Raw genomic sequence first — 20,102 nt, 5'->3', positions numbered from 1 at the left:
CGGGGACCTGCCCGTGAGCGGGTCGCACGGCCTGGGACACGATACCGCGCCCAGTGGCGATGCGGCAGGTCGAATCACTATGCTGGTCGGCAGGTGACCGACAGCGTCGCCGGCCCGCCGGGCGCATGTCCCCGAGACGGCGATGAAGCCGTCGTCGGATCTCCCCTCCGGGCAGGACTGTCGCACCGCGGCCGAGCGTCGGCTCCTGCAGCTGGACGGTCGTGGTGCTCCAGAACCGACCGACACACATATGGAAGAGGCGTATCCACAGTGCCAGAGCTAACGTCCAGCCGTCTCGCGGAGGAATTCCCCGGAAACGAATGGCTGGTCGCCGACATATACGACAAGTACAGGGCGGACCCCGGCTCAGTGGACCGGAAGTGGGCTGACATCTTCCGCCGGATGGAGTCGGAGAGCGCCGACGACGGCGCGGCGGCCCCGTCGGCGCCGACGTCGTCGACGACCTCGACGACGCCCCCTCCGGCCTCCGCCTCCTCCGCCGCCGGCTCTTCAGCCCGCGGCGCCGCCGACGACGGCGCCCGCGGATCGGCGAGCCCCTCGCCCGCCGGCTCGGCCTCCGCCGCCGACGGCGCCGCACCGGCGCCCGCCTCAGACATTCCCGACGCGGAGGCCCCCGCCGAGAAGTCCTCGCGCGACGGCTCCGGCACAGCGACGCCGCCGCGGAGCACCCCGTCGACGGCGAAGCCGGCCGAGCCGGACCACGCCCAGAAGCCGCGCGGCGAGAAGGGCCCCTCGACCTCCGCCACCTCCGCCTCCGCCCCCGCTGCGCCGAAGACGCCGACGACCCGGAAGGCCCCGGACTCCGACACCCGCCCCATCCCCTCCGAGCCCTCGGCGGGCGAATCGACGGCCACGGAGGAGAAGGAGGACGAGGTCACCGTCCTGAAGGGCATGTCGAAGGCGATCGCGGCCAACATGGACGCCTCGCTCTCGGTGCCCACGGCGACAACCGTCCGCGCCGTGCCGGCGAAGCTGCTGATCGACAACCGCGTGGTGATCAACAACCACCTCAAGCGCACCCGCGGCGGCAAGGTCTCCTTCACCCACATCATCGGCTATGCGATGCTCAAGGCGCTGCGCGCGCACCCGGCGATGAACGTCACCTACGACGTCAAGGACGACAAGCCCGCCGCCGTGCAGCCGGCCCACGTCAACTTCGGCCTGGCCATCGACATGCCGCGCCCCGACGGCACCCGGGCGCTGGTGGTGCCGAACGTCAAGGCCTCCGAGGAGATGGGCTTCACCCAGTTCTGGGCGGCCTACGACGACGTCGTCAAGCGCGCCCGGGACAACAAGCTCACCCCGGACGACTACTCCGGCACCACCGTCTCGCTGACCAACCCCGGAGGCATCGGCACCGTCCACTCGGTGCCGCGGCTGTCCAAGGGGCAGGCCACCATCGTCGGTGTGGGAGCGCTGGAGTACCCGGCCGAGTTCCAGGGCGCCTCGGAGAAGACGCTGAACAAGCTGGCCGTCTCGAAGGTCATCACGCTGACCTCGACCTACGACCACCGCGTCATCCAGGGCGCGACGTCGGGCGAGTTCCTCAAGACCATGCACCAGCTGCTGCTGGGCGAGGACGGCTTCTACGACGAGATCTTCGAGGCCCTGCGGATCCCCTACCAGCCGGTGCGCTGGTCGGCCGACATCCAGGTCAACCCCGAGGACCAGGTCAACAAGGTCGCCCGCATCCAGCAGCTCATCCACGCCTACCGCGTGCGCGGGCACCTGATGGCCTCGGTGGACCCGCTGGAGTACCGGATGCGCGACCATCCGGACCTGGAGATCGAGACCCACGGACTGACGCTCTGGGACCTCGACCGCGACTGGCCCACCGGCGGCTTCGGCGGCAAGTCCATGCTCCCGCTGCGCAACATCCTGGGCGTGCTGCGCGACACCTACTGCCGCAACACCGGTGTGGAGTACATGCACATCCAGTCGCCCGAGGAGCGGCAGTGGTTCCAGGATGAGATCGAGCACCCGTATGAGAAGCCCTCCCGGGACGAGCAGTTCCGGATCCTGGGCCGACTGAACTCCGCCGAGGCCTTCGAGACCTTCCTGCAGACCAAGTTCGTCGGTCAGAAGCGCTTCTCGCTGGAGGGCGGCGAGTCGCTCATCCCGCTGCTCGACGTCATCCTCTCCGGCGCGGCCGACGAGGGCCTCGACGAGGTCACCATCGGCATGGCCCACCGCGGGCGACTCAACGTGCTCGCCAACATCGCCGGCAAGACCTACGCGCAGATCTTCCAGGAGTTCGAGGGCCGCGACTCCGGCATCGGCTCCGGCGACGTGAAGTACCACCTGGGCACCCGCGGGTCCTTCACCTCCGACCAGGGCAACTCCACCAGGGTCTACCTCGCGGCGAACCCCTCCCATCTGGAGGCGGTCAACCCCGTGATGGAAGGCGTCACGCGCGCGATCCAGGACCGCCTGGACAAGGGCTCGGACAACCTCAACTCGTTCTCCGTGCTGCCGCTGCTGGTCCACGGAGACGCCGCCTTCGCCGGCCAGGGCGTGGTCGCCGAGACCATGAACCTCTCCCAGCTGCGCGGATACCGCACCGGCGGGACCGTGCACGTGGTGGTCAACAACCAGGTCGGCTTCACCACCGCGCCGCAGGCGGGCCGGTCGATGACCTACTGCACCGACATGGCCAAGGCCATCCAGGCTCCGATCTTCCACGTCAACGGCGACGACCCCGAGTCCGTCGCCCGCGTGGCGCAGCTGGCCTTCCAGTACCGCCAGCGGTTCAACAAGGACGTGGTCATCGACCTGATCTGCTACCGGCGCCGCGGCCACAACGAGGGCGACGACCCGTCGATGACCCAGCCGAAGATGTACAACCTCATCGAGGCCAAGCGCTCGACCCGTCGGCTCTACACCGAGGCGCTGGTCGGACGCGGCGACATCACCCAGGAGGAGGCCGACCAGGCGCTGCAGGACTTCCGCCAGCGGCTGGAGCGCGTCTTCACCGAGACCCACGCCGCGAAGACCCAGCCGATCTCCACCGTCGACTCCGGCGGAGGCGACGAGCTGGCCCCGACTTCCTCGGCCGACGAGGAGGCCACTCCCGAGCGGGCTCCGACCGACACGGCCGTCTCCGAGGAGACGCTGGCCCACATCGGCGAGGTCCACACCAACATCCCCTCGGACTTCACCCCGCATCCGAAGCTGAAGTCGCTGCTCGAGAAGCGGGCCAAGATGTCCCGCGAGGGCGGCATCGACTGGGGCTTCGCCGAGATCGCGGCCTTCGGCTCGCTGCTCATGGAGGGCACCGAGGTCCGGCTCTCCGGCCAGGACTCGCGGCGAGGCACCTTCGTGCAGCGGCACTCGGTCTTCCACGATCGGCACAACGGCGACGAGTGGTACCCGCTGAAGAACCTCACCGAGGACCAGGCGCGGTTCTTCATCTACGACTCGGCGCTGTCGGAGTACGGCGTGGTCGGCTTCGAGTACGGCTACTCGGTGGAGAACCCCGAGGCCCTGGTGCTCTGGGAGGCGCAGTTCGGCGACTTCGTCAACGGCGCCCAGACGGTGATCGACGAGTTCATCTCCTCGGCCGAGCAGAAGTGGGGCCAGCGGTCCTCCGTGGTGATGCTGCTGCCGCACGGCTACGAGGGTCAGGGTCCGGACCACTCCTCCGGACGTCCGGAGCGCTTCCTGCAGCTCTGCGCCCAGGACAACATGACGGTGGTCATGCCCTCGACCGGGGCGAACTACTTCCACCTGCTGCGCCGCCAGGCCGTCGCGCGGCCGCGGCGCCCGCTGATCGTCTTCTCGCCGAAGCAGCTGCTCCGGCTGAAGGCCGCGGCGAATGCGGTGGAGGACTTCACCACCGGCACCTTCGACGAAGTCATCGGCGACGCCGCGGTCGACCCGCAGAAGGTCGAGCGGGTGCTGGTGACCTCCGGGCGGCTGTACTACGACTTGGACGCCACGCGCCAGAAGCACCAGGACGAGCGCACCGCGATCGTGCGGCTGGAGCAGCTCTACCCGATGCCGGTGGAGCAGCTGCAGGCCGAGCTGGACCGCTACCCGCACGCGACCGACGTCGTCTACGCCCAGGACGAGCCGGCGAACCAGGGCCCGTGGCCCTTCCTCGCCCTCAACCTGCTCCCGCAGCTGACGCACGAGATGCGGTCGATCTCGCGGTCCGACTCCGCGGCGACGTCGGTGGGCCAGGCACGGCGCCACGCCCAGGAGCTGGAGACTCTGCTCGGCGAGGCGTTCCCGCACCTGGACCTCTGATCCCGTCCGCCGTCGCCGCTCCGAGGGGCCGCCGATCCGGAGAGATCGTCGGCCCCTCGGAGCGTCCATCGGGCGCACCGCCGGCACGGCGAGTACGGTCGGAGTTCAGGGATCTCCGCGTCGTCGAGGGCGCCCCTCAGGAAGGGGCGCCCTCGACGACGCGGCCTCCATGCAGGACCGGAATCAGGGACTGGGAAAGGACACTGTGGAACGCAGCATCAGAATCGTCGCAGTCGGCAACGAGCTGCTGACCGGGGTCGGCGACCCCCGGGCGCTGGGCTGGCTGGGCCGTGTGCTCGCCAAGACCCCGACCGAGTCGGTGCGTCTCGAGCACTACGTGCTGGCGATGCCGGGCGAGGGCACTGAGGCGCTCTCGCAGCGCTGGCGGGAGGAGACGCTCCGCCGCTTCGAGGCCGGGACGGAGAACCACCTCGTCATCGCGCTCAACGACCTCGACCTGGACAGCGAGACCTCGTCGGCCCGGGGCCGGCTGAACCTCGCCAACATCCTGGACCGCGCCTCGCAGGAGGGCATCCGCTGCCTGGTGGTCGGTCCCGTCCCGACGCTGGACTCCGAGCGCAATCAGCGCATCGCCGAGCTCAACGCCGCCTATGAGGACGTCGCCTCACGACGTCGACACGTCTACGTGGACACCTTCACCCCGCTGCTGCAGCACGAGCAGTGGCGCGGAGACCTGGCCGCCAACGACGGCCAGCCCGGCCAGGCCGGCTACGGCCTCATCGCCTGGCTGGTGCTGCACCGCGGCTGGTACCAGTGGCTGGGGCTCGCCGAGCCGACGACCTGAGGCGCCTCCGGCGCCGGCCGGTCCGGACGGTGCCGGGCTGGCCGGGGCCGGATCGGGCGCCGGGAATGACGCCGCATCCGCGGGAGTTCTCTCCGCCGGACCGTCCGGCCGTGCCGCGGCCGCCCCCAACCACAGAACGGAGCCTCTCCATGTCCTTCTCCTCGGTCGCCCTGCGCGCCGTGCCCGGCGCCTTCCTCCTGGACTCCGGCATCGGCAAGCTCTCCCTCGACGCCGACTCGGCGGCGGGGCTGCAGAGCATGGCCGCCACCGGCGTGCCCGCCGTCTCGGCGCTCTCCCCCGAGACGTTCGGCCGGGCGCTGGCCGTCGGCGAGATCGGCGTCGGCGCCGCCCTGCTGACGCCGTTCGTCAACGACCGGATCGCCGGCGTCGCCCTGGGAGGGTTCACCGCGGGGATGCTGAGCATGTACTTCCGCAACGACGCGATGACGCGCAAGGACGGCGTCCGACCGAGCCAGGAGGGCACGATGCTGGCCAAGGATCTCTGGCTGGCGGCCATCTCGGCGGCGCTGATCGGCGGCGAGCGCCGTCGCCCGCGCCGCGGCGGGGCGTAGTAGGATGGGTTCCAGTCGACGAGAGGAGTTCGCCCTATGAGCAAGCGTGGACGCAAGCGCAGCGCGCGCCGGAAGAACAAGGCCAACCACGGCAAGCGCCCGAACAGCTGATCCCGACGGGATCGGCGGGCGCCTCGGAGGGGCCGTGACCCGACGGCCCCGGCCCTGATCGGCCGGAGGCGCGAGAGCGCACCTGACGACGTCGAACCCCCTGCAGACCGTGGTCTGCAGGGGGTTCGACGCGTCTGGGGCCGGGGCCCGGCGGTCAGGCGCTCAGGCCGATTCGCGTCCGACGACGTCGTGGCCGGCCTCGCCGCGGAGCTGGCTGATGCGCTCCATGATGGTGACCTTCAACGTGTCGGGGGCCCGCTCGGTGCAGGAGCGGCGCACCACGCTGCGGATGATGCACTCGAGGTCGTACTCGGTCGCGCAGTCCGGGCAGTCGTGCAGATGGGTGCGCACGTCCTCGAGGTCCTGCCGGCTCAGCTGGCCGTCGAGGTACTCGTAGATGCGCTCCATGCGCTCGTCGGTCTCGCGGCAGTCGCCCTCGCGACACGTCTCGTCGGTGGTCTCGTCGCTCATCAGCGGGCCTCCAGCTTCTTGTTCTTGAAGCCGCGTTCGCGGGCATAGTCGGTCAGCAGACCGCGCAGCAGCTTCCGGCCGCGGTGCAGACGGGACATCACCGTGCCGATCGGGATGTTCATGATCTCGGCGATCTCCTTGTACGCGAAGCCCTCGACGTCGGAGAAGTACACCGCCAGGCGGAACTCCTCCGGGATCTGCTGCAGGGCGTCCTTGACGTCGGAGTCCGGCAGGTGGTCCAGGGCCTCGGCCTCGGCCGAGCGCAGCCCGGAGGAGGTGTGCTCGGCGGCCTGGGCCATCTGCCAGTCCTCCACCGTCTCGGTGTTGGCCTGCTGCGGCTGGCGCTGCTTCTTGCGGTAGATGTTGATGTAGGTGTTGGTCAGGATCCGGTACAGCCAGGCCTTGAGATTGGTGCCGGGCTTGTACTGGTGGAAGGCCGAGTAGGCCTTCGTGTAGGCCTCCTGGACCAGGTCCTCGGCATCCTGGGGATTGCGCGTCATCCGCATCGCCGCCGAATACAGCTGGTCGACATACTGCATCGCCTCGGCCTCGAAGCGCCGGCGGCGCTGGGCCTCGGTCTCCTCGGACACGTCGGCGTTCTCCTCGTGGTCATCCATCGCCTCCGAGTGTACGCGCACCGCCGCGCCCGCGCCCCCAGCCGGCCGCGCGGGCGCGGCCCCCGGGACCTCGGCGAGAGGACTCGCGGTCTGTGGTCGCTCCAGCGTACTTGTGCTCATGCACGGCTCAACGACCGGCGGGGCCGCGGCATTCCGCACCGCGGCCAGCTGTGAGCACGCGGACATGATTCCGAGTCCCGCGCGGATTGGGTAGATTGGCGTGTGGAGAGTGCCCGGGCCTCGTCGCCTCGGCGCGCACGTCCCGACTCGACCCCGAGTCCCCGCCGGCCGAGGCCGCCGGCGGCGGTACCGCCACAGGAGGATTCCATGTCTCTGATCCGCACACTCGCCCGGCCGATGCTCGGCGCCGGCTTCATCGTCCACGGCGTCGACCGTCTCCGGAACACGCCGGAGGCCGCCGAGGCGCTCGAGCCCACGCTGGAGGAGGTCGGGGCGCTGGTGCCGCAGGCTGAACCGGTCACCGGGCACCCGCAGCGCACCACGCAGGTCCTCGGCGGAGTCCAGGTCGTCGCCGGCGCCGCGCTGGCGATCGGGAAGTTCCCCCGGCTGGCCGCGCTGACGCTGGTCGGCGTGCACAAGCTCGACACCTACGTGGAGTTCCGCACCGCCCGGGCCGAGTCCACCGACGGCGCCGCCGTGCGCACCGGGCTGCTGAAGAACCTGGGCATCCTCGGAGGCCTCGGGCTGGCCGTGGTGGACCTCGACGGACGCCCCTCGCTGTCCTGGAGGGCCGAGCACCTGGCGAAGACCGCGAAGGGATCGCCGTTCAGCGACAAGACCCACAAGATCGCCGAGCGGACCGGAGGCGAGGCGGTGAAGACGCTGAAGGCGTACCAGAAGGCCGCCGCCAAGGGACTGAAGAACGCCGAGCGCGAGGCGCGGCAGGCCGTGGCCGCCGTCGCCGAGGAGGCGAAGAAGAAGACGGAGGCGGCCTCCTGAGCTCCGCGCCCCGCACAACGCCTGCTCACCCGGTGCCCCCGGAGCCGTGGCCTGCGCCGCGGGCGGGGGCGCCGGTGCGTGGAGAGGTCCGCGTGCCCGCCTCGAAGTCGCTGACCAACCGGCACCTGCTGCTGGCCGCCCTGGCCGACGGCCCGTCGGTGGTCGTCAACCCCCTGGAGTCCCGCGACAGTTCGCTGATGCTGCAGGCGCTGTCCGCGCTCGGCGCCGGCGTCGAGCATCTCGCCGAGCATCCCTCGACCGGCGAGCCGGCGGTGCGCATCACGCCGCTGACGCTGGATGCCGACGGCGACGACGGCGCCCCGCCGGTCGAGGTCGACTGCGGCCTGGCCGGCACGGTGATGCGCTTCCTGCCGGCAGTCGCCGCGCTGACCGGCCGCACCGCGCGCTTCGACGGCGACCCGGAGGCCCGGGTCCGCCCGATGGGTGCGGTCCTCGAGGGGCTCGCCGCGCTCGGCGCTGAGGTCCCCGCCGGCGCATCCGCCGATGCCGGGACGCCGCGGCCGGAGACGCTGCCGTTCACGCTGCGCTCCCGCCGTGGGCTGGCCGGCGGCGAGGTCGCCGTCGACGCCTCCGCCTCCTCGCAGTTCGTCTCCGGGCTGTTGCTCGCCGCTCCGCGCATGCGCGAGGGGCTCACGCTGCGCCACACCGGCTCGACGGTGCCCTCCTCCGAGCACGTGGCGATGACGGTCGCGGTGCTGCGCGCCGCCGGCGTGGAGGTCGACGACTCGGAACCGGCGGTGTGGCGCGTGGCGCCGTCGACGATCCCGGCCTTCACCGTGCGCGTGGAGCCGGACCTCTCCAACGCCGGCCCGTTCCTGGTCGCCGCGGCGGCCACCGGCGGAGAAGTCACCATGCGCGGCTGGCCGCGGGAGTCCACCCAGATCGGCCGCCGCTGGACCGAGCTGCTGCCGCAGTTCGGCGCCGTCGTCGAGCTCGTCGACGAGCCGACGGGGCAGGATTCTCCGGCCACGCAGACGCTGACCGTGCGCGGCGGCCGAGACGGCTCCGGCGCGCCGCAGGTGACCTCCCCCGGCGTCGTCGACGGCACCGCCGAGCTCACCCCGACCGTCGCCGCGCTGGCCGCCCTCGCCGACTGCGCGACCACCTTCACCGCCGTGGGGCACCTGCGCGGCCATGAGACGGACCGGATCGCGGCGCTGGCCGCGGAGCTGCGCCGCCTCGGCGCCGCCGTCGACGAGCACGACGACGGCTTCAGCATCCGCACTCCGGCGGTCCGCGGCGACCTGGTGCGCAGCTACGCCGACCATCGGATGGCGACCTTCGCCGCCGTGCTGGGGCTGCGGCTCGACGGCGTGGAGGTCGAGGACATCGGCTGCACGGCCAAGACGATGCCGACCTTCCCGCAGCTGTGGCGCGCCCTCGTCGACCCCGGCGGAACCGGCGAGCCGGGCGCACCGGCAGCACCGGGCGAGGGCGGAGGACGATGAGCCGCCGCTGGTCCGACTTCGACGAATCGGATGTCAAGGTCCGGCCCAATAAGCGCGGCTCCCGCCCGCGGACGAAGGAGAGCCCGGACCACCCCGACGCCGAGCTGGGCCGGGTCATCACCGTCGACCGCGGCCGCTACCGGGTGCATATGCACCGCGCCGACGACGGAGAGCGCCTGGTCACCGCCGTGCGCGCCAAGGCGCTGCGCCGCTCGCCCATCGTGCCCGGCGACGTCGTCGCGCTGGTCGGCGACACCTCGGGCGACGAGGGCACGCTGGCCCGACTGGTGCGCATCGAGGAGCGGACGACGCTGCTGCGCCGCAGCGCCGACGACACCGACGACGCCGAGCGCGTCGTCGTCGCCAACGCCGACCAGCTGCTGATCGTCGTCGCCGCCGCCGACCCCGCTCCGCGGACCGGTTTCATCGACCGTGCCCTGGTCGCCGCCTTCGACGCCGGCATCGAGCCGATCCTGCTGATCACCAAGGCGGATCTGGCCGCGGACCCCGCCGACCCGGCGGGGCTGCGTGCGCACTACGCGGAGCTGAGCCTGACGACAGTGGTCTCCCGCCGCCGGGACGCGGAGTCCGACGCCGGCGCCGGGGACGAGTCCGGGGACGACGCCGGGGACGACGCGCTCGACGAGCAGGCCGTCGCCCGGCTGCACACGCTGCTGGACGGCCATGTCACCGCGATGATCGGCCACTCCGGAGTGGGCAAGTCGACGATGGTCAATGCGCTCACCGGCGCCGAACGGGCGACCGGCGGCGTCAACGACGTCACCGGCCGCGGGCGGCACACCTCCTCCTCGGCGGTGGCGCTGCGGCTGCGGACCGCGGGCGGGGTCGCCTCCTCGGCGAGCGCGGACGAGGCCGGATCCGCCGCCGGCGTCTCCTGGATCATCGACACGCCGGGGGTGCGCTCCTTCGGCCTGGCCCACGTCGATCCCGACGGCGTGCTGGCCGCCTTCGAGGACCTCGTGGAGGGTTCGGCCGACTGCGAGCCCGGATGCGCCCATGAGTCTCCGCAGGGCGGCTGCGCGCTGGATGCCTGGGTCGCGGCGGGACGCGCCGGAGCGCACGGTCCGGCACGCCTGGCCTCGCTGCGCGGGCTGCTCTCCTCGCTCGCCGGATCTGCGGAGGAACAGGACGAGAAGAGACTAGGATCGTCCCCATGAACCGCCACCAGACCAGCCCGTACACCGAGGACCTGCGCCTCGCCCACATGATCGCTGACTCGGTGGACGCGCAGACGATGGCCCGCTTCTCCGCGATGGACTTCGACGTGGAGACCAAGCCGGACCTCACCCCGGTCACCGAGGCCGACCGGCAGGCCGAGGAGCTCATCCGCGGCCAGCTGAGCCGGGCCCGCGGGCGGGACGCCGTCCACGGCGAGGAGTTCGGCTCCTCGGGGTCGGGCCCGCGCCGCTGGGTGATCGACCCGATCGACGGGACGAAGAACTTCGTCCGCGGCGTGCCGGTCTGGGCCACGCTCATCGCGCTGGTCGACCATGGCGTGCCGGTGATGGGCGTGGTCAGCGCCCCGGCGCTGGGCCGCCGCTGGTGGGCCGCCCGCGACGGCGGCGCCTACACCGGCAAGTCGCTGGCCTCGGCGCGCCCGCTGGAGGTCTCGAAGGTCTCGGCGCTCTCCGACGCCTCCTTCTCCTATTCCTCGCTGACCGGCTGGCGCGCGGCGGGCCGCAGCCAGAACTTCCTGGAGCTCACCGAGTCGGTCTGGCGGACGCGGGCCTTCGGCGACTTCTGGTCCTACTGCCTGCTCGCCGAGGGCGCCGTCGACCTCGCCGCCGAGCCGGAGCTGGAGCTTCACGACATGGCCGCGCTGGTGCCCATCGTCACCGAGGCCGGCGGACAGTTCACCTCGCTCGACGACGAGCCCGGCTGCTCCGGCGGCAACGCGCTGGCCACCAACGGGCTGCTGCACCAGGCGGCCCTGGCCGCCCTGGCCCCGGACGACCCCACTCCGTGGGCGAGCCCCTCCGTGGAGGACGCGCCGCAGGGCGCCGCGACGCCGCCGGAGGCGGCGCAGCACGAGGCCCGGCGAACCGGCCTCAGCCCCTCCTGACCACGTCCTGCGGCCCCGGCCGCCGACTGGACGGACGCCCTCCGCCTCCCTCGTGATACGACGCGCCCCTTGCTGTTTTAAGCATGCCTAAACCATACTGGACGGCATGGCGCTCTCCCTCTCCTCTCGTCGGACGCCCCGCCGGGCGCGGCGGCACTCCGTCGTCGCGGCGCTGCTCGGCGCATCCCTGCTGCTGAGCGGCTGCGGGCCCGCCGGCGCCGACGGGCTCGGCGAGTCCGGCGATGCCGACGACGACCGCCCGGTGGTGCTGACCACCTTCACCGTGCTCGCCGACATCGTCTCGCAGATCGGCGGCGACCGCGTCCAGGTCCGCTCCATCACGCCCGTCGGCGCGGAGATCCATGAGTATGACCCCACCCCCGGCGACATCCGCGCCGCGACCGAGGCGGATCTGGTGATCACCAACGGCATGGGGCTGGAGGCCTGGTTCGACCAGTTCATCGACCACGCCGAGGCTCCGTCGACGACCGCGACCGCCGACGTCGACCCGCTGCCGGTGACCCGGCTCTCCGGCCATCCGGCCGCCGGCGAGGACCTGCCGACCAACCCGCACGCCTGGCTCTCCCCGGAGCGCGGCCGGCAGTACGTCGACGCCGTCGAACGGGCCCTGACCGAGCTCGCCCCCGCCGACGCCGAGGTCTTCGCCGAGCACGCCGACGCCTACCGCGAGCGCCTGACGGAGATCGCCGAAGACGCCCGCACCCGGCTCGCCGCCGTCGAGGAGTCCACCGGGTCGCCGGCCCAGGTGGTCACCTGCGAGGGGGCATTCAGCTATCTGGCCGAGGACCTCGGCCTCGAGGAGCACTATCTCTGGCCGATCAACGCCGACACCGAGGGCACCCCGCAGCAGGTCGAGGCGCAGATCGAGCACGTGCGCGCCCACGAGGTGCCGACGATCTTCTGCGAGACCACTGTCAACGACGACGCCCAGCGCCAGGTGGCCGAGGCCTCCGGGGCGACGCTCGGCGAGCCGCTGCACGTCGACTCGCTGTCCGCCTCCGACGGGCCGGTGCCCAGCTATCTGGAGCTGCTCCGCCACGATCTGGATCAGATCATCTCCGGGGCCGAGGCCGGCGTCGAGGACGGCGCCGAAGACGGCGCCGAAGACGGCGCCGAGGACGGGGAGGACCCATGACCCAGGCTCCCGCCGCCGCAGTCGAGGTGTCTGGGCTCAGCGCCGGCTATCCCGGCGTGCTGGCCCTGCAGGGCGTGGATCTGCGGCTGACCGCCGGCACGATCACCGCGCTGGTCGGCGCCAACGGCTCCGGCAAGTCCACGCTGTTCTCCGCGCTGCTCGGGCTCCGCGTCCCGCTGGCCGGCACTGTCCGGCTGCACGGGAAGCCGCCCCAGCAGGCGCGTCGCCGCAATGTGGTCAGCTATGTCCCGCAGCACGACACGATCGACCACACCTTCCCGCTGACTGTGGCGCAGATGGTCATGATGGGCCGCATCCCGCACCAGGGCCCGACCCGCCGGCCGCGGCGCGCCGACCGTGCCGCCGTCGCCGAGGCGCTGGAGCAGGTCGGGCTGGCCGAGCTGCGCCGGCGCACCGTCGGCGAGCTCTCCGGCGGCCAGCGGCGCCGGGCGTTCCTGGCCCGCTCGCTGACCCAGCAGGCCCCGCTGATGCTGCTCGACGAGCCCTTCGCCGGCGTCGACCGCGGCTCCGAGGAACTGATCACCGCCACGCTGCATGCCCTCCGCGACGCCGGGACCACAGTGCTGGTCTCCACCCACCATCTGGACTCGCTGGCCGACCTCGCCGACGAGGTGGTGCTGCTGCACCGCCGTGTGCTCGCCGCCGGCCCGCCGTCGGCGGTGCTGACCGAGTCCACCCTCGCCGGCGCCTTCGGCACTGTGCTGGCCGACGACGGCGGCGCCGCGGACAGCACCGAGGACGCCGTCGGACGACAGGAGGCCCCATGGAGCTGATCGTCGAGATCCTGGCCGCGCCGCTGCAGTTCGCCTTCATGCAGAACGCGCTGGCCGTGGCCGTCGTCGCCGCCGGCGTCTGCGGGCTGCTCTCCTGCTGGCTGGTGCTGATGGGGTGGTCGCTGATGGGCGAGGCGGTGGCCCACTCCATCCTGCCGGGCATCGTGCTGGCCCAGCTGCTGGGAGTGCCGATGGCCGCCGGCGCCTTCGTCTTCGGCCTGATCGCCGTGCTGCTCATCGGCGGGATCAGCAGCACCCCGGTGATCAAGCGCGACACCTCAATCGGCGTGGTGTTCACCACGCTCTTCGCCCTGGGCCTGGTGCTGATCTCACGGGTGCCGAGCCAGACGCATCTGCAGCACATCCTCTTCGGCAACGTGCTGGGCACCTCGCGGACCGACCTGTGGCAGGTCCTCGCGCTGGGGCTGGCGACTGCGGCGGTGCTGCTGCTGGCCCGGCGGGACCTGACCCTGCTGGCCTTCGACCGCACCTACGCCCACACCGTCGGACTCTCCACGGCCGCCCTCTCGGCGCTGCTGCTGGTGCTGCTGGCGCTGACCACCGTGACCGCGCTGCAGACGCTGGGCATCATCCTGGTGGTGGCGATGCTGGTCATCCCCGGGGCCACCGGGATGCTGACCTGCCGGACGTTCGGACGGATGCTGATGGTCTCCTCCGGCGGCGCGGTGTTCGCCGCGGTCAGCGGCGTCTACCTGAGCTACTGGCTGGACCTGTCGACCGGCGGGACCATCGTCCTGATGCAGTCGACGCTCTTCGGCCTGGCCTATGTGCTGGCCCCGCACAAAGGGCTCATCGCCCGGGCGGCGCGTGCCCGACGGACCGCCGCCGCGGCCTGAGCCGACGGGGCGAGGCTCTGCCGGCATCGACGCCCGGGACGGACGGATAGACTGGGCGCACGATGCCGGCGCTCCCCGTCGCGGCTCGTCGCCGCGTCGGCGAGTGCCGTCGCCAGCACAGCCACGATGCCCGTCGGGCCCGCCGGCGGGCCCCTCTCGCGGAAGGATCCCATGAGCCCGCGCACCTCCGCCCAGGGGCGCTCGACCCGCACCGACACCGCCACGACCTCGGTGGAGGACTACGCCAAGACCATCTACGGCCTCACCGAGTGGGAGGACGATCCGGTGGTCACCGCCTCGGCGCTCGCCCGCACCCTGGGGGTCTCGAACCCTTCGGTGACGCTGATGGTGCGCAAGATGGCCGAGCTGGGACTGGTCGACCACCATCCCTACGCGCCGCTGCGACTCACCGAGCAGGGCCGCCGACTGGCGCTGGCCATGGTCCGGCGCCACCGGCTGATCGAGACCTGGCTGGTCCGCGAGCTCGGCTACGACTGGGGCGAGGTCCATGACGAGGCCGAGCGCCTCGAGCACGCGGTCTCGGAGACGTTCATCGACCGGCTCGACGAACGGCTCGAGCGGCCCGCCGTCGATCCGCACGGCGATCCCATCCCCCGCCGGGACCTGAGCATGGAGCACCCGGAGACCGAGCGGCTCTGCCGGGTGCCCGAGTCGGCCGCGGTGCGCCTGGAGCAGGTCGACGACGCCGTGCCCGACGCGCTGCGCACGCTCGCCGAGGAGCAGGTCGACATCGGCGCGCGGATCACCGTGCGCACTGCGGCCGCGACGGAGGGCGGCGACGTCGTCGTCGCCCGCGCCCCGGCGGGCGAGGGCATCCGGTTGGCCCATGAGCTGGCCCACGCCATACGCGTCTCGCTGGTCGATCGCTGAGCGTGCCCGTCGCCGGGCCCGCGTCGGAGTCGTACTAGTCTGGGACGGTGCCCGATGCTGAGACCTCCGCCCCCGCCGCGCCCCCGCTGCGCCTGATCGTGCCGCTGGTCGCCCTCGCCGGCGCCGTCGGCGCGCTGGCCCGGCTGACTGTGGGCGAGCTGCTCCCCGAGCAGAGCATGAAGTTCCCCTGGACGACGCTGGCGGTGAACCTCTCCGGCTCCGGACTGCTCGGCCTGCTGACCGGAGTGGCCTCAGTGCACCGGCTGCCGCGCTGGGTCGTCCCGACGCTGGGCACCGGACTGCTGGGTTCCTACACCACCTTCTCGCTGGTCATCGTCGCAGTGATGCCGGCGGTGCCGGGGGCGATGTTCGACGAGCTCGCCGCCCAGACCCTCGTCAATCCCGCCGCGCCGGAGCTGATCGCCTATCTGCTCATCAGCATCCTCGGCTGCACCGCCGCCGCGGCCGCCGGCATCACCGTCGGCCGGGCGATCTTCGGGGCCGTGGGCCCGCCGCAGCCCGGGGCCCGGCGCACAGGAGCCGCCCGATGACGGCAGAGATGACGATCGCCGTCGTCCTCGGCGTCGGACTGGGCGGCGCGGCCGGGGCGGTGCTGCGACTGATGCTGGACCGTCTGCTGCCGTGCGGGATCCTGCTGGCGAACACCGCCGGCTGCCTGGCCCTGGGGCTGGTATACGGCTGGATCACCGTCGAGCCGGCCGCGGTCGAGCCCGGGACGACGACCGCGCCGCTGCTGGTCACGCTGACCACCGGGCTGCTCGGCGCGCTGAGCACCTTCGCGACCGTCTCGCTGCGCGCGGCCGAACGCTGGGTCGCCGGCCGGCGGCTGGCCGCCGCCGGGCTCTGGGCGATGCACGTGCTCTGCGGAGGCGCCGGCGCGGCCGCCGGGATCGCGGCCGCGCGACTGCTGCTGGGCTGAGCCGGCGGCGGGCGTGCGCGGCCGCCGCCGGGTGTATCATGGGCAGTCGGCCCGACGGCGCGCCGTCGCCCCGGGCCCGGATCCCCGCCGCCCGATCCGCGGCGGGCGGCACGCAGCCCGGAGGAGGTGGCACATGGCGACGAAGGCCAAGCAGAAGGCCCGCAACAAGGCCGCGAAGGACCCGAACAATCATGTCGTGGCCACCAATCGCCGCGCTCGGCACGATTACCACATCGAGGACCGGTACGAGGCCGGCCTGGTGCTCGCCGGCACCGAGGTGAAGTCGCTGCGCGAGGGGCAGGCCTCGCTGACCGACGGCTTCGCCGCCTTCTCGAAGTCCGGCGAGCTCTGGCTCGAGCAGATCCACATCCCGGAGTACCTCAACGGCACCTGGACCAACCACAGCGCCCGGCGGAAGCGGAAGCTGCTGCTGCACCACAAGGAGCTGGCCAAGATCTCCCGGCAGATCGAGTCCTCCGGGATGACGATCGTGCCGCTGCAGCTCTACTTCTCCGACGGCCGGGCCAAGGTCGAGATCGGCATCGCGCGCGGCAAGCGCGAGTTCGACAAGCGCGAGACGCTGCGCCGCAAGCAGGACGAGCGTGACGCCCAGCGGGCGATGCGCTACCGCAATCTCGGCGTCGACTGAGCCGCCTGCCTCTGGTGGCCTCGGCCGCCGGCGGCTAGGATCAGGCCCGGACGACTCCGGGAGGATGTGGCATGGGGCGCGTGCGCCGAGGGCAGCGCCGGCTGCGGCGATCGGCCGCGACGGCGACCGCGATGCTGGCGCTGGCCGGCTGCGGAGGAGACGACGGCGACGACGAGTCCCGCCCCATCCCCCACCAGGAGTTCCTCTCCCGCCCGGACCTGAAGCCGCCTGCCGTGGAGATCACCGAGGGACCGGCCTGGTCCGCCCGGCGGGACGCCGCGGACGAGTACATCTTCCTCAGCCCCAATTACGGCACGCGGACGCCGCAGGACGGCTCGCTCATCCTCGACGCCGCCGGAGAGCTGGTGTGGATGCGCCCGGCCTCCGACGAGGACCCGGACGACGACCCCTTCGACCTGCGCGTGCAGGAGTACGACGGCCGGGACGTGCTCACCGTCTACGAAGGTCCCAGCGAGGGCGGCCACGGTCATGGCGAGGTCACGGTCCTGGACGGCTCCTATGAGGAGATCACCCGGGTCACCACCGGCGGGTCGCTGGGTCCCGACGAGGCCGACCTGCACGAGACGACCATCACCGAGGACGGCACGATGCTGCTGGCCGCCTACGTGCCGACGGAGGCCGACCTCACCGACGTGGGCGGGCCCGCCGACGGGCACGTCGAGGACGCGGTGATCCAGGAGGTCGACATCGCCACCGGCGACGTCGTCTTCGAGTGGAGCGCCCTGGACCATGTGCCGGTGACGGAGACGATGGTCGACTACGCCGCCGAGCGCGAGGAGGTCGCCGAGGAAGCCGAGGGTGACGAGGACCCCGCGGTGCTCGGCTCCGCGGAGGAGCCCTTCGACTACTTCCACATCAATTCGATCACCGTCGACGACGACGGCTCGCTGCTGGTCTCGGCCCGTCACACCCATGCGGTCTACCGCCTGGACCGCAGCACCGGCGCGGTGGACTGGACGCTGGGCGGTTCGTCCAGCGACTTCAGCCTGGACGAGGACGCGGTCTTCTCCTGGCAGCACGACGCCCACCGGGCCCCGGACGGCACGCTGACGCTCTTCGACAACCATGCCCACGGCGGAGACGACGACGAGTCCTCGCGCGGGCTGCGGCTGGCGCTGGACGAGGAGGCGATGACCGCCGAGGTCGCCGCCGAGTACCGGCCTCCCGAGGAACGGGTCTCCAGCGCCATGGCCAACGCCCAGCTGCTGGACGACGGCGGCATGTTCATCGGCTGGGGATCCCGCCCGCACTATTCGGAGTACACCGCCGACGGCGAGCTGATCTACGACGTCTGCCACGGGGACGAATGCCTCGACGGCGACTATGACGGCGGCGGAGGCAGCTACCGGGGCTACGCGCTCGAGTGGCAGGGCCGGCCGACGACCGACCCGGACGCCGTGCTGACCGAGGAGGGCGGCGAGTCCGCCGTCCAGGTCTCGTGGAACGGGGCGACCGAGGTCGCCGAGTGGCGGCTGACCGCCGGCGAGGAAGAGGCCGCGACCGTCGCTCGCGACGGCTTCGAGACCACGATCCCGGTCCCGGACGGCGGCGCGGAGGCCGGGTCGCTGCGCATCGAGGCGCTGGACGACGACGGCGAGGTCCTGGGCGGCACGACGCCCTCCGAGTCCGCCGACGAGGAGTGACGGCGTGGTCGGCGCCGCCGTGCGTGCTGCGGACACGACGACGCCCCGCCCGGACCAGTGGTCCGGACGGGGCGTCGTCAGCGGTGGAGACGGCGGGAATCGAACCCGCGTCCGATCTGGATTCGCATGGACTTCTCCGGGCGCAGTCTGCGCATCGGGTGTTGCTCGGCCCCATCCATCATGCAGACGAGTGGATGGCCCGGGCCCAGCCGTGTGAATGTCGAGCGACGTCCCCACGACGAGGACGGCGTCCAGTGGCTATCTAGCTGATGCCAGGCTCTGAGTCGACAGCGAACTCAGGCTGACAGACTCGCGTCGCTGCTATCAGGCAGCGAGGGCGAAGTCAGTGCGCTTAGAATCGGCACTTATTGGGTTGCAGAGGGGTTTTTACGAGGGCACTCTACATCCTCGGCCCGCTTCCCCATGCTCAACTCAGATCGTCGAAACCGATCGTCCCCGTATGCGGTTGTCAAGAACCGTTCCCCGCCCTCAGGTTCCCCATCGGGCAGGTACTCCAGTGTATGCCAACGGCGCGCGTCCGGGCAATATTCCGGACGCTCCGCCGACTGCCGTGTCCGGCAGCGCCCCTGGACGGGCGCGGCACGGGTCCGGCGGCCGCATCCGGCTCAGACCGTCAGGTGCCGGCGGACCGTCACCCAGGAGGAGAGCACCGCCAGCAGTACGCCGATCAGCAGCAGCACCGGCATGACGACCCAGGCCGCGGAGCCGTCGATGAACTGGATGGCCGGGATCTGCTGGTCGAGCCACTCCCCCATCAGGTGCTCGGCGACCACCCAGGTCGCCGCGCAGGCCAGCAGGGAGCCGAGGAGGGCGGCCGCCACGCCCTCCAGGACGAAGGGGGTGCGGATCATCGCCTTCGAGGCGCCGACCAGACGCATGATCCCGGTCTCCCGCCGCCGGCTGAAGGCCGAGAGTCGGATGGTCGTCGAGACCAGCAGCACTGCGCAGACGATCATCACCGCCGCGACGGCCAGGGCCACCAGCGTCATCCCGTCGAGGATGGCGAAGACCTGGTCCATGACCTCCTGCTGGTCGGCGACCGTCTCCACGCCGGGGGCGCCGGCGAAGAGCTCGGTGACCACGTCGTACTCCTCGGGGTCCACCAGCAGCACGCGGAGGGACTCGGGCATGTCGCCGGCCTCGATCGCGGGCGCCGCGGCGTCCTGGGAGGACTGGAAGTTCTCCAGCGCCTGCTCCTGGGTCTCGTGCCGGTAGCTGTCGACGTACTGGCTGGCCGCGCCCTCCTCGAGCGACTGCTCCAGCGCGGCCCGCTGGTCGTCGCTGACCGCGCCGGTCGGACACGAGGACTCCGGCGAGTTCTCGGTGCAGAGGAAGACCGAGACCTCCAGACGGTCGTGGAACTCGTCGGTCATCCGGTCGACCTGGGTCTGCATCAGCGCCGCCGAGCCGACGAAGGTCAGCGAGATGAACGTGACCAGCACGACCGAGGCGACCATGGCGACGTTGCGCCGCAGCGAAGCGAGCGTCTCGCCGAGCATGTGCATCAGTCGGTGCATCATTTCCTCCTCAGACGGCGCCAGATCGAGCGGAGGCCGCCCCGCTGATCGGCGGTGCGGCGGGCATCCTCGTCAGCGGCCTGCGCAGAGGACGACGTCGGCTCCGGGGCCTCGGCGGACCCTTCGCGATCGGTCATCGGGCGGGCGGCCCGCCGGCGGGCCTGCAGTCGGGGCTCCTGCGCGGGCCCCCGTCCCGGGGACGTGTCCTCGGCCGGGTCGACCACCGGCGGCTCGTCCTCGGTGCTCTGCGCGGCCA

At 72.0% G+C, this 20,102-nt stretch carries 20 protein-coding genes and 1 other RNA gene; 16 read left to right on the top strand and 5 right to left on the bottom strand.

What is annotated here, in order from left to right; all coding sequences use genetic code 11:
* The first annotated feature begins 270 nt into the window (after positions 1–270).
* The 4 genes from GCL72_RS09365 (at position 271) to GCL72_RS09970 (ending at position 5,757) form a co-directional block, all read left to right on the top strand.
* Positions 271–4,269, top strand: a complete 3,999-nt coding sequence (locus GCL72_RS09365) for a multifunctional oxoglutarate decarboxylase/oxoglutarate dehydrogenase thiamine pyrophosphate-binding subunit/dihydrolipoyllysine-residue succinyltransferase subunit (RefSeq protein WP_425486774.1) — start codon at positions 271–273, stop codon at positions 4,267–4,269.
* A 169-nt stretch (positions 4,270–4,438) separates the two neighbouring features.
* Complete coding sequence (locus GCL72_RS09360) at positions 4,439–5,074, top strand: GDSL-type esterase/lipase family protein (RefSeq protein ID WP_153144456.1); 636 nt, start codon at positions 4,439–4,441, stop codon at positions 5,072–5,074.
* A 149-nt stretch (positions 5,075–5,223) separates the two neighbouring features.
* A complete protein-coding gene (locus GCL72_RS09355) occupies positions 5,224–5,646 on the top strand; it encodes a DoxX family membrane protein (RefSeq protein WP_153144455.1) in 423 nt (140 codons plus the stop codon).
* Positions 5,647–5,682: 36 nt separating this feature from the next.
* The gene (locus GCL72_RS09970) at positions 5,683–5,757 is read left to right on the top strand and encodes a 50S ribosomal protein bL37 (protein ID WP_425486775.1); all 75 of its coding nucleotides are present in this window, start codon (positions 5,683–5,685) and stop codon (positions 5,755–5,757) included.
* Between the two features lie 162 nt (positions 5,758–5,919).
* Here the strand turns inward: GCL72_RS09970 and rsrA are convergent, their stop codons facing one another.
* Both rsrA and GCL72_RS09345 read right to left on the bottom strand, forming a co-directional pair.
* Entirely contained in the window at positions 5,920–6,228 is a 309-nt protein-coding gene (rsrA, locus tag GCL72_RS09350) for a mycothiol system anti-sigma-R factor (RefSeq protein WP_153144454.1), read from the bottom strand.
* Positions 6,228–6,845 carry a sigma-70 family RNA polymerase sigma factor gene (locus tag GCL72_RS09345; protein ID WP_153144453.1) on the bottom strand — a complete coding sequence of 206 codons (618 nt, stop codon included), beginning with the start codon at positions 6,843–6,845 and terminating at the stop codon, positions 6,228–6,230. The genes rsrA and GCL72_RS09345 overlap by 1 nt, the downstream gene beginning before the upstream one ends.
* A 327-nt stretch (positions 6,846–7,172) precedes the next feature.
* Between GCL72_RS09345 and GCL72_RS09340 the strand changes: the two genes are divergently transcribed.
* From GCL72_RS09340 to GCL72_RS09285, 12 genes are all read left to right on the top strand, one after another.
* Positions 7,173–7,805, top strand: a complete 633-nt coding sequence (locus tag GCL72_RS09340) for a DoxX family membrane protein (protein WP_153144452.1) — start codon at positions 7,173–7,175, stop codon at positions 7,803–7,805.
* 32 nt (positions 7,806–7,837) lie between these two features.
* Positions 7,838–9,274, top strand: a complete 1,437-nt coding sequence (aroA, locus tag GCL72_RS09335) for a 3-phosphoshikimate 1-carboxyvinyltransferase (protein ID WP_343030144.1) — start codon at positions 7,838–7,840, stop codon at positions 9,272–9,274.
* Entirely contained in the window at positions 9,271–10,452 is a 1,182-nt protein-coding gene (gene rsgA, locus GCL72_RS09330) for a ribosome small subunit-dependent GTPase A (RefSeq protein ID WP_153144450.1), read from the top strand. Before aroA ends, rsgA begins: the two co-directional genes overlap by 4 nt.
* On the top strand, positions 10,449–11,357 hold the full coding sequence (gene hisN / locus GCL72_RS09325) for a histidinol-phosphatase (RefSeq protein WP_153144449.1): 909 nt from the start codon (positions 10,449–10,451) through the stop codon (positions 11,355–11,357). The genes rsgA and hisN overlap by 4 nt, the downstream gene beginning before the upstream one ends.
* Positions 11,358–11,463: 106 nt before the next feature.
* Complete coding sequence (locus tag GCL72_RS09320) at positions 11,464–12,513, top strand: metal ABC transporter solute-binding protein, Zn/Mn family (RefSeq protein ID WP_153144448.1); 1,050 nt, start codon at positions 11,464–11,466, stop codon at positions 12,511–12,513.
* Positions 12,510–13,307: a metal ABC transporter ATP-binding protein gene (locus GCL72_RS09315; RefSeq protein WP_153144447.1), complete on the top strand. Its 798-nt coding sequence runs from the start codon at positions 12,510–12,512 to the stop codon at positions 13,305–13,307. The genes GCL72_RS09320 and GCL72_RS09315 overlap by 4 nt, the downstream gene beginning before the upstream one ends.
* Positions 13,298–14,164: a metal ABC transporter permease gene (locus GCL72_RS09310; protein ID WP_153144446.1), complete on the top strand. Its 867-nt coding sequence runs from the start codon at positions 13,298–13,300 to the stop codon at positions 14,162–14,164. The genes GCL72_RS09315 and GCL72_RS09310 overlap by 10 nt, the downstream gene beginning before the upstream one ends.
* Before the next feature lie 171 nt (positions 14,165–14,335).
* Positions 14,336–15,055, top strand: coding sequence for a metal-dependent transcriptional regulator (locus GCL72_RS09725; RefSeq protein WP_170289612.1), 720 nt, complete (start codon positions 14,336–14,338; stop codon positions 15,053–15,055).
* Between the two features lie 47 nt (positions 15,056–15,102).
* A complete protein-coding gene (locus GCL72_RS09300; RefSeq protein WP_153144445.1) occupies positions 15,103–15,606 on the top strand; it encodes a fluoride efflux transporter FluC in 504 nt (167 codons plus the stop codon).
* Entirely contained in the window at positions 15,603–15,995 is a 393-nt protein-coding gene (locus GCL72_RS09295) for a CrcB family protein (RefSeq protein WP_153144444.1), read from the top strand. The genes GCL72_RS09300 and GCL72_RS09295 overlap by 4 nt, the downstream gene beginning before the upstream one ends.
* A gap of 133 nt (positions 15,996–16,128) precedes the next feature.
* A complete protein-coding gene (gene smpB, locus GCL72_RS09290; RefSeq protein ID WP_153144443.1) occupies positions 16,129–16,644 on the top strand; it encodes an SsrA-binding protein SmpB in 516 nt (171 codons plus the stop codon).
* Between the two features lie 71 nt (positions 16,645–16,715).
* Entirely contained in the window at positions 16,716–18,308 is a 1,593-nt protein-coding gene (locus GCL72_RS09285; protein ID WP_153144442.1) for an arylsulfotransferase family protein, read from the top strand.
* A gap of 81 nt (positions 18,309–18,389) precedes the next feature.
* On the opposite strand, the gene ssrA is transcribed toward GCL72_RS09285, so the two are convergent.
* The 3 genes from ssrA to GCL72_RS09720 form a co-directional block, all read right to left on the bottom strand.
* Positions 18,390–18,766, bottom strand: a transfer-messenger RNA (tmRNA) gene (gene ssrA / locus GCL72_RS09280).
* A gap of 168 nt (positions 18,767–18,934) precedes the next feature.
* Positions 18,935–19,846, bottom strand: coding sequence for a permease-like cell division protein FtsX (gene ftsX / locus GCL72_RS09275; RefSeq protein WP_246161118.1), 912 nt, complete (start codon positions 19,844–19,846; stop codon positions 18,935–18,937).
* A partial coding sequence (locus tag GCL72_RS09720) for a hypothetical protein (protein WP_211365019.1) occupies positions 19,846–20,102 on the bottom strand: 257 nt, incomplete at its 5' end. The genes ftsX and GCL72_RS09720, both read right to left, overlap by 1 nt.

It is taken from the genome of Nesterenkonia halophila, from assembly GCF_009467795.1.
Classification (GTDB): domain Bacteria; phylum Actinomycetota; class Actinomycetes; order Actinomycetales; family Micrococcaceae; genus Nesterenkonia; species Nesterenkonia halobia.
This window is presented reverse-complemented; position numbering and strand designations above follow the sequence as displayed.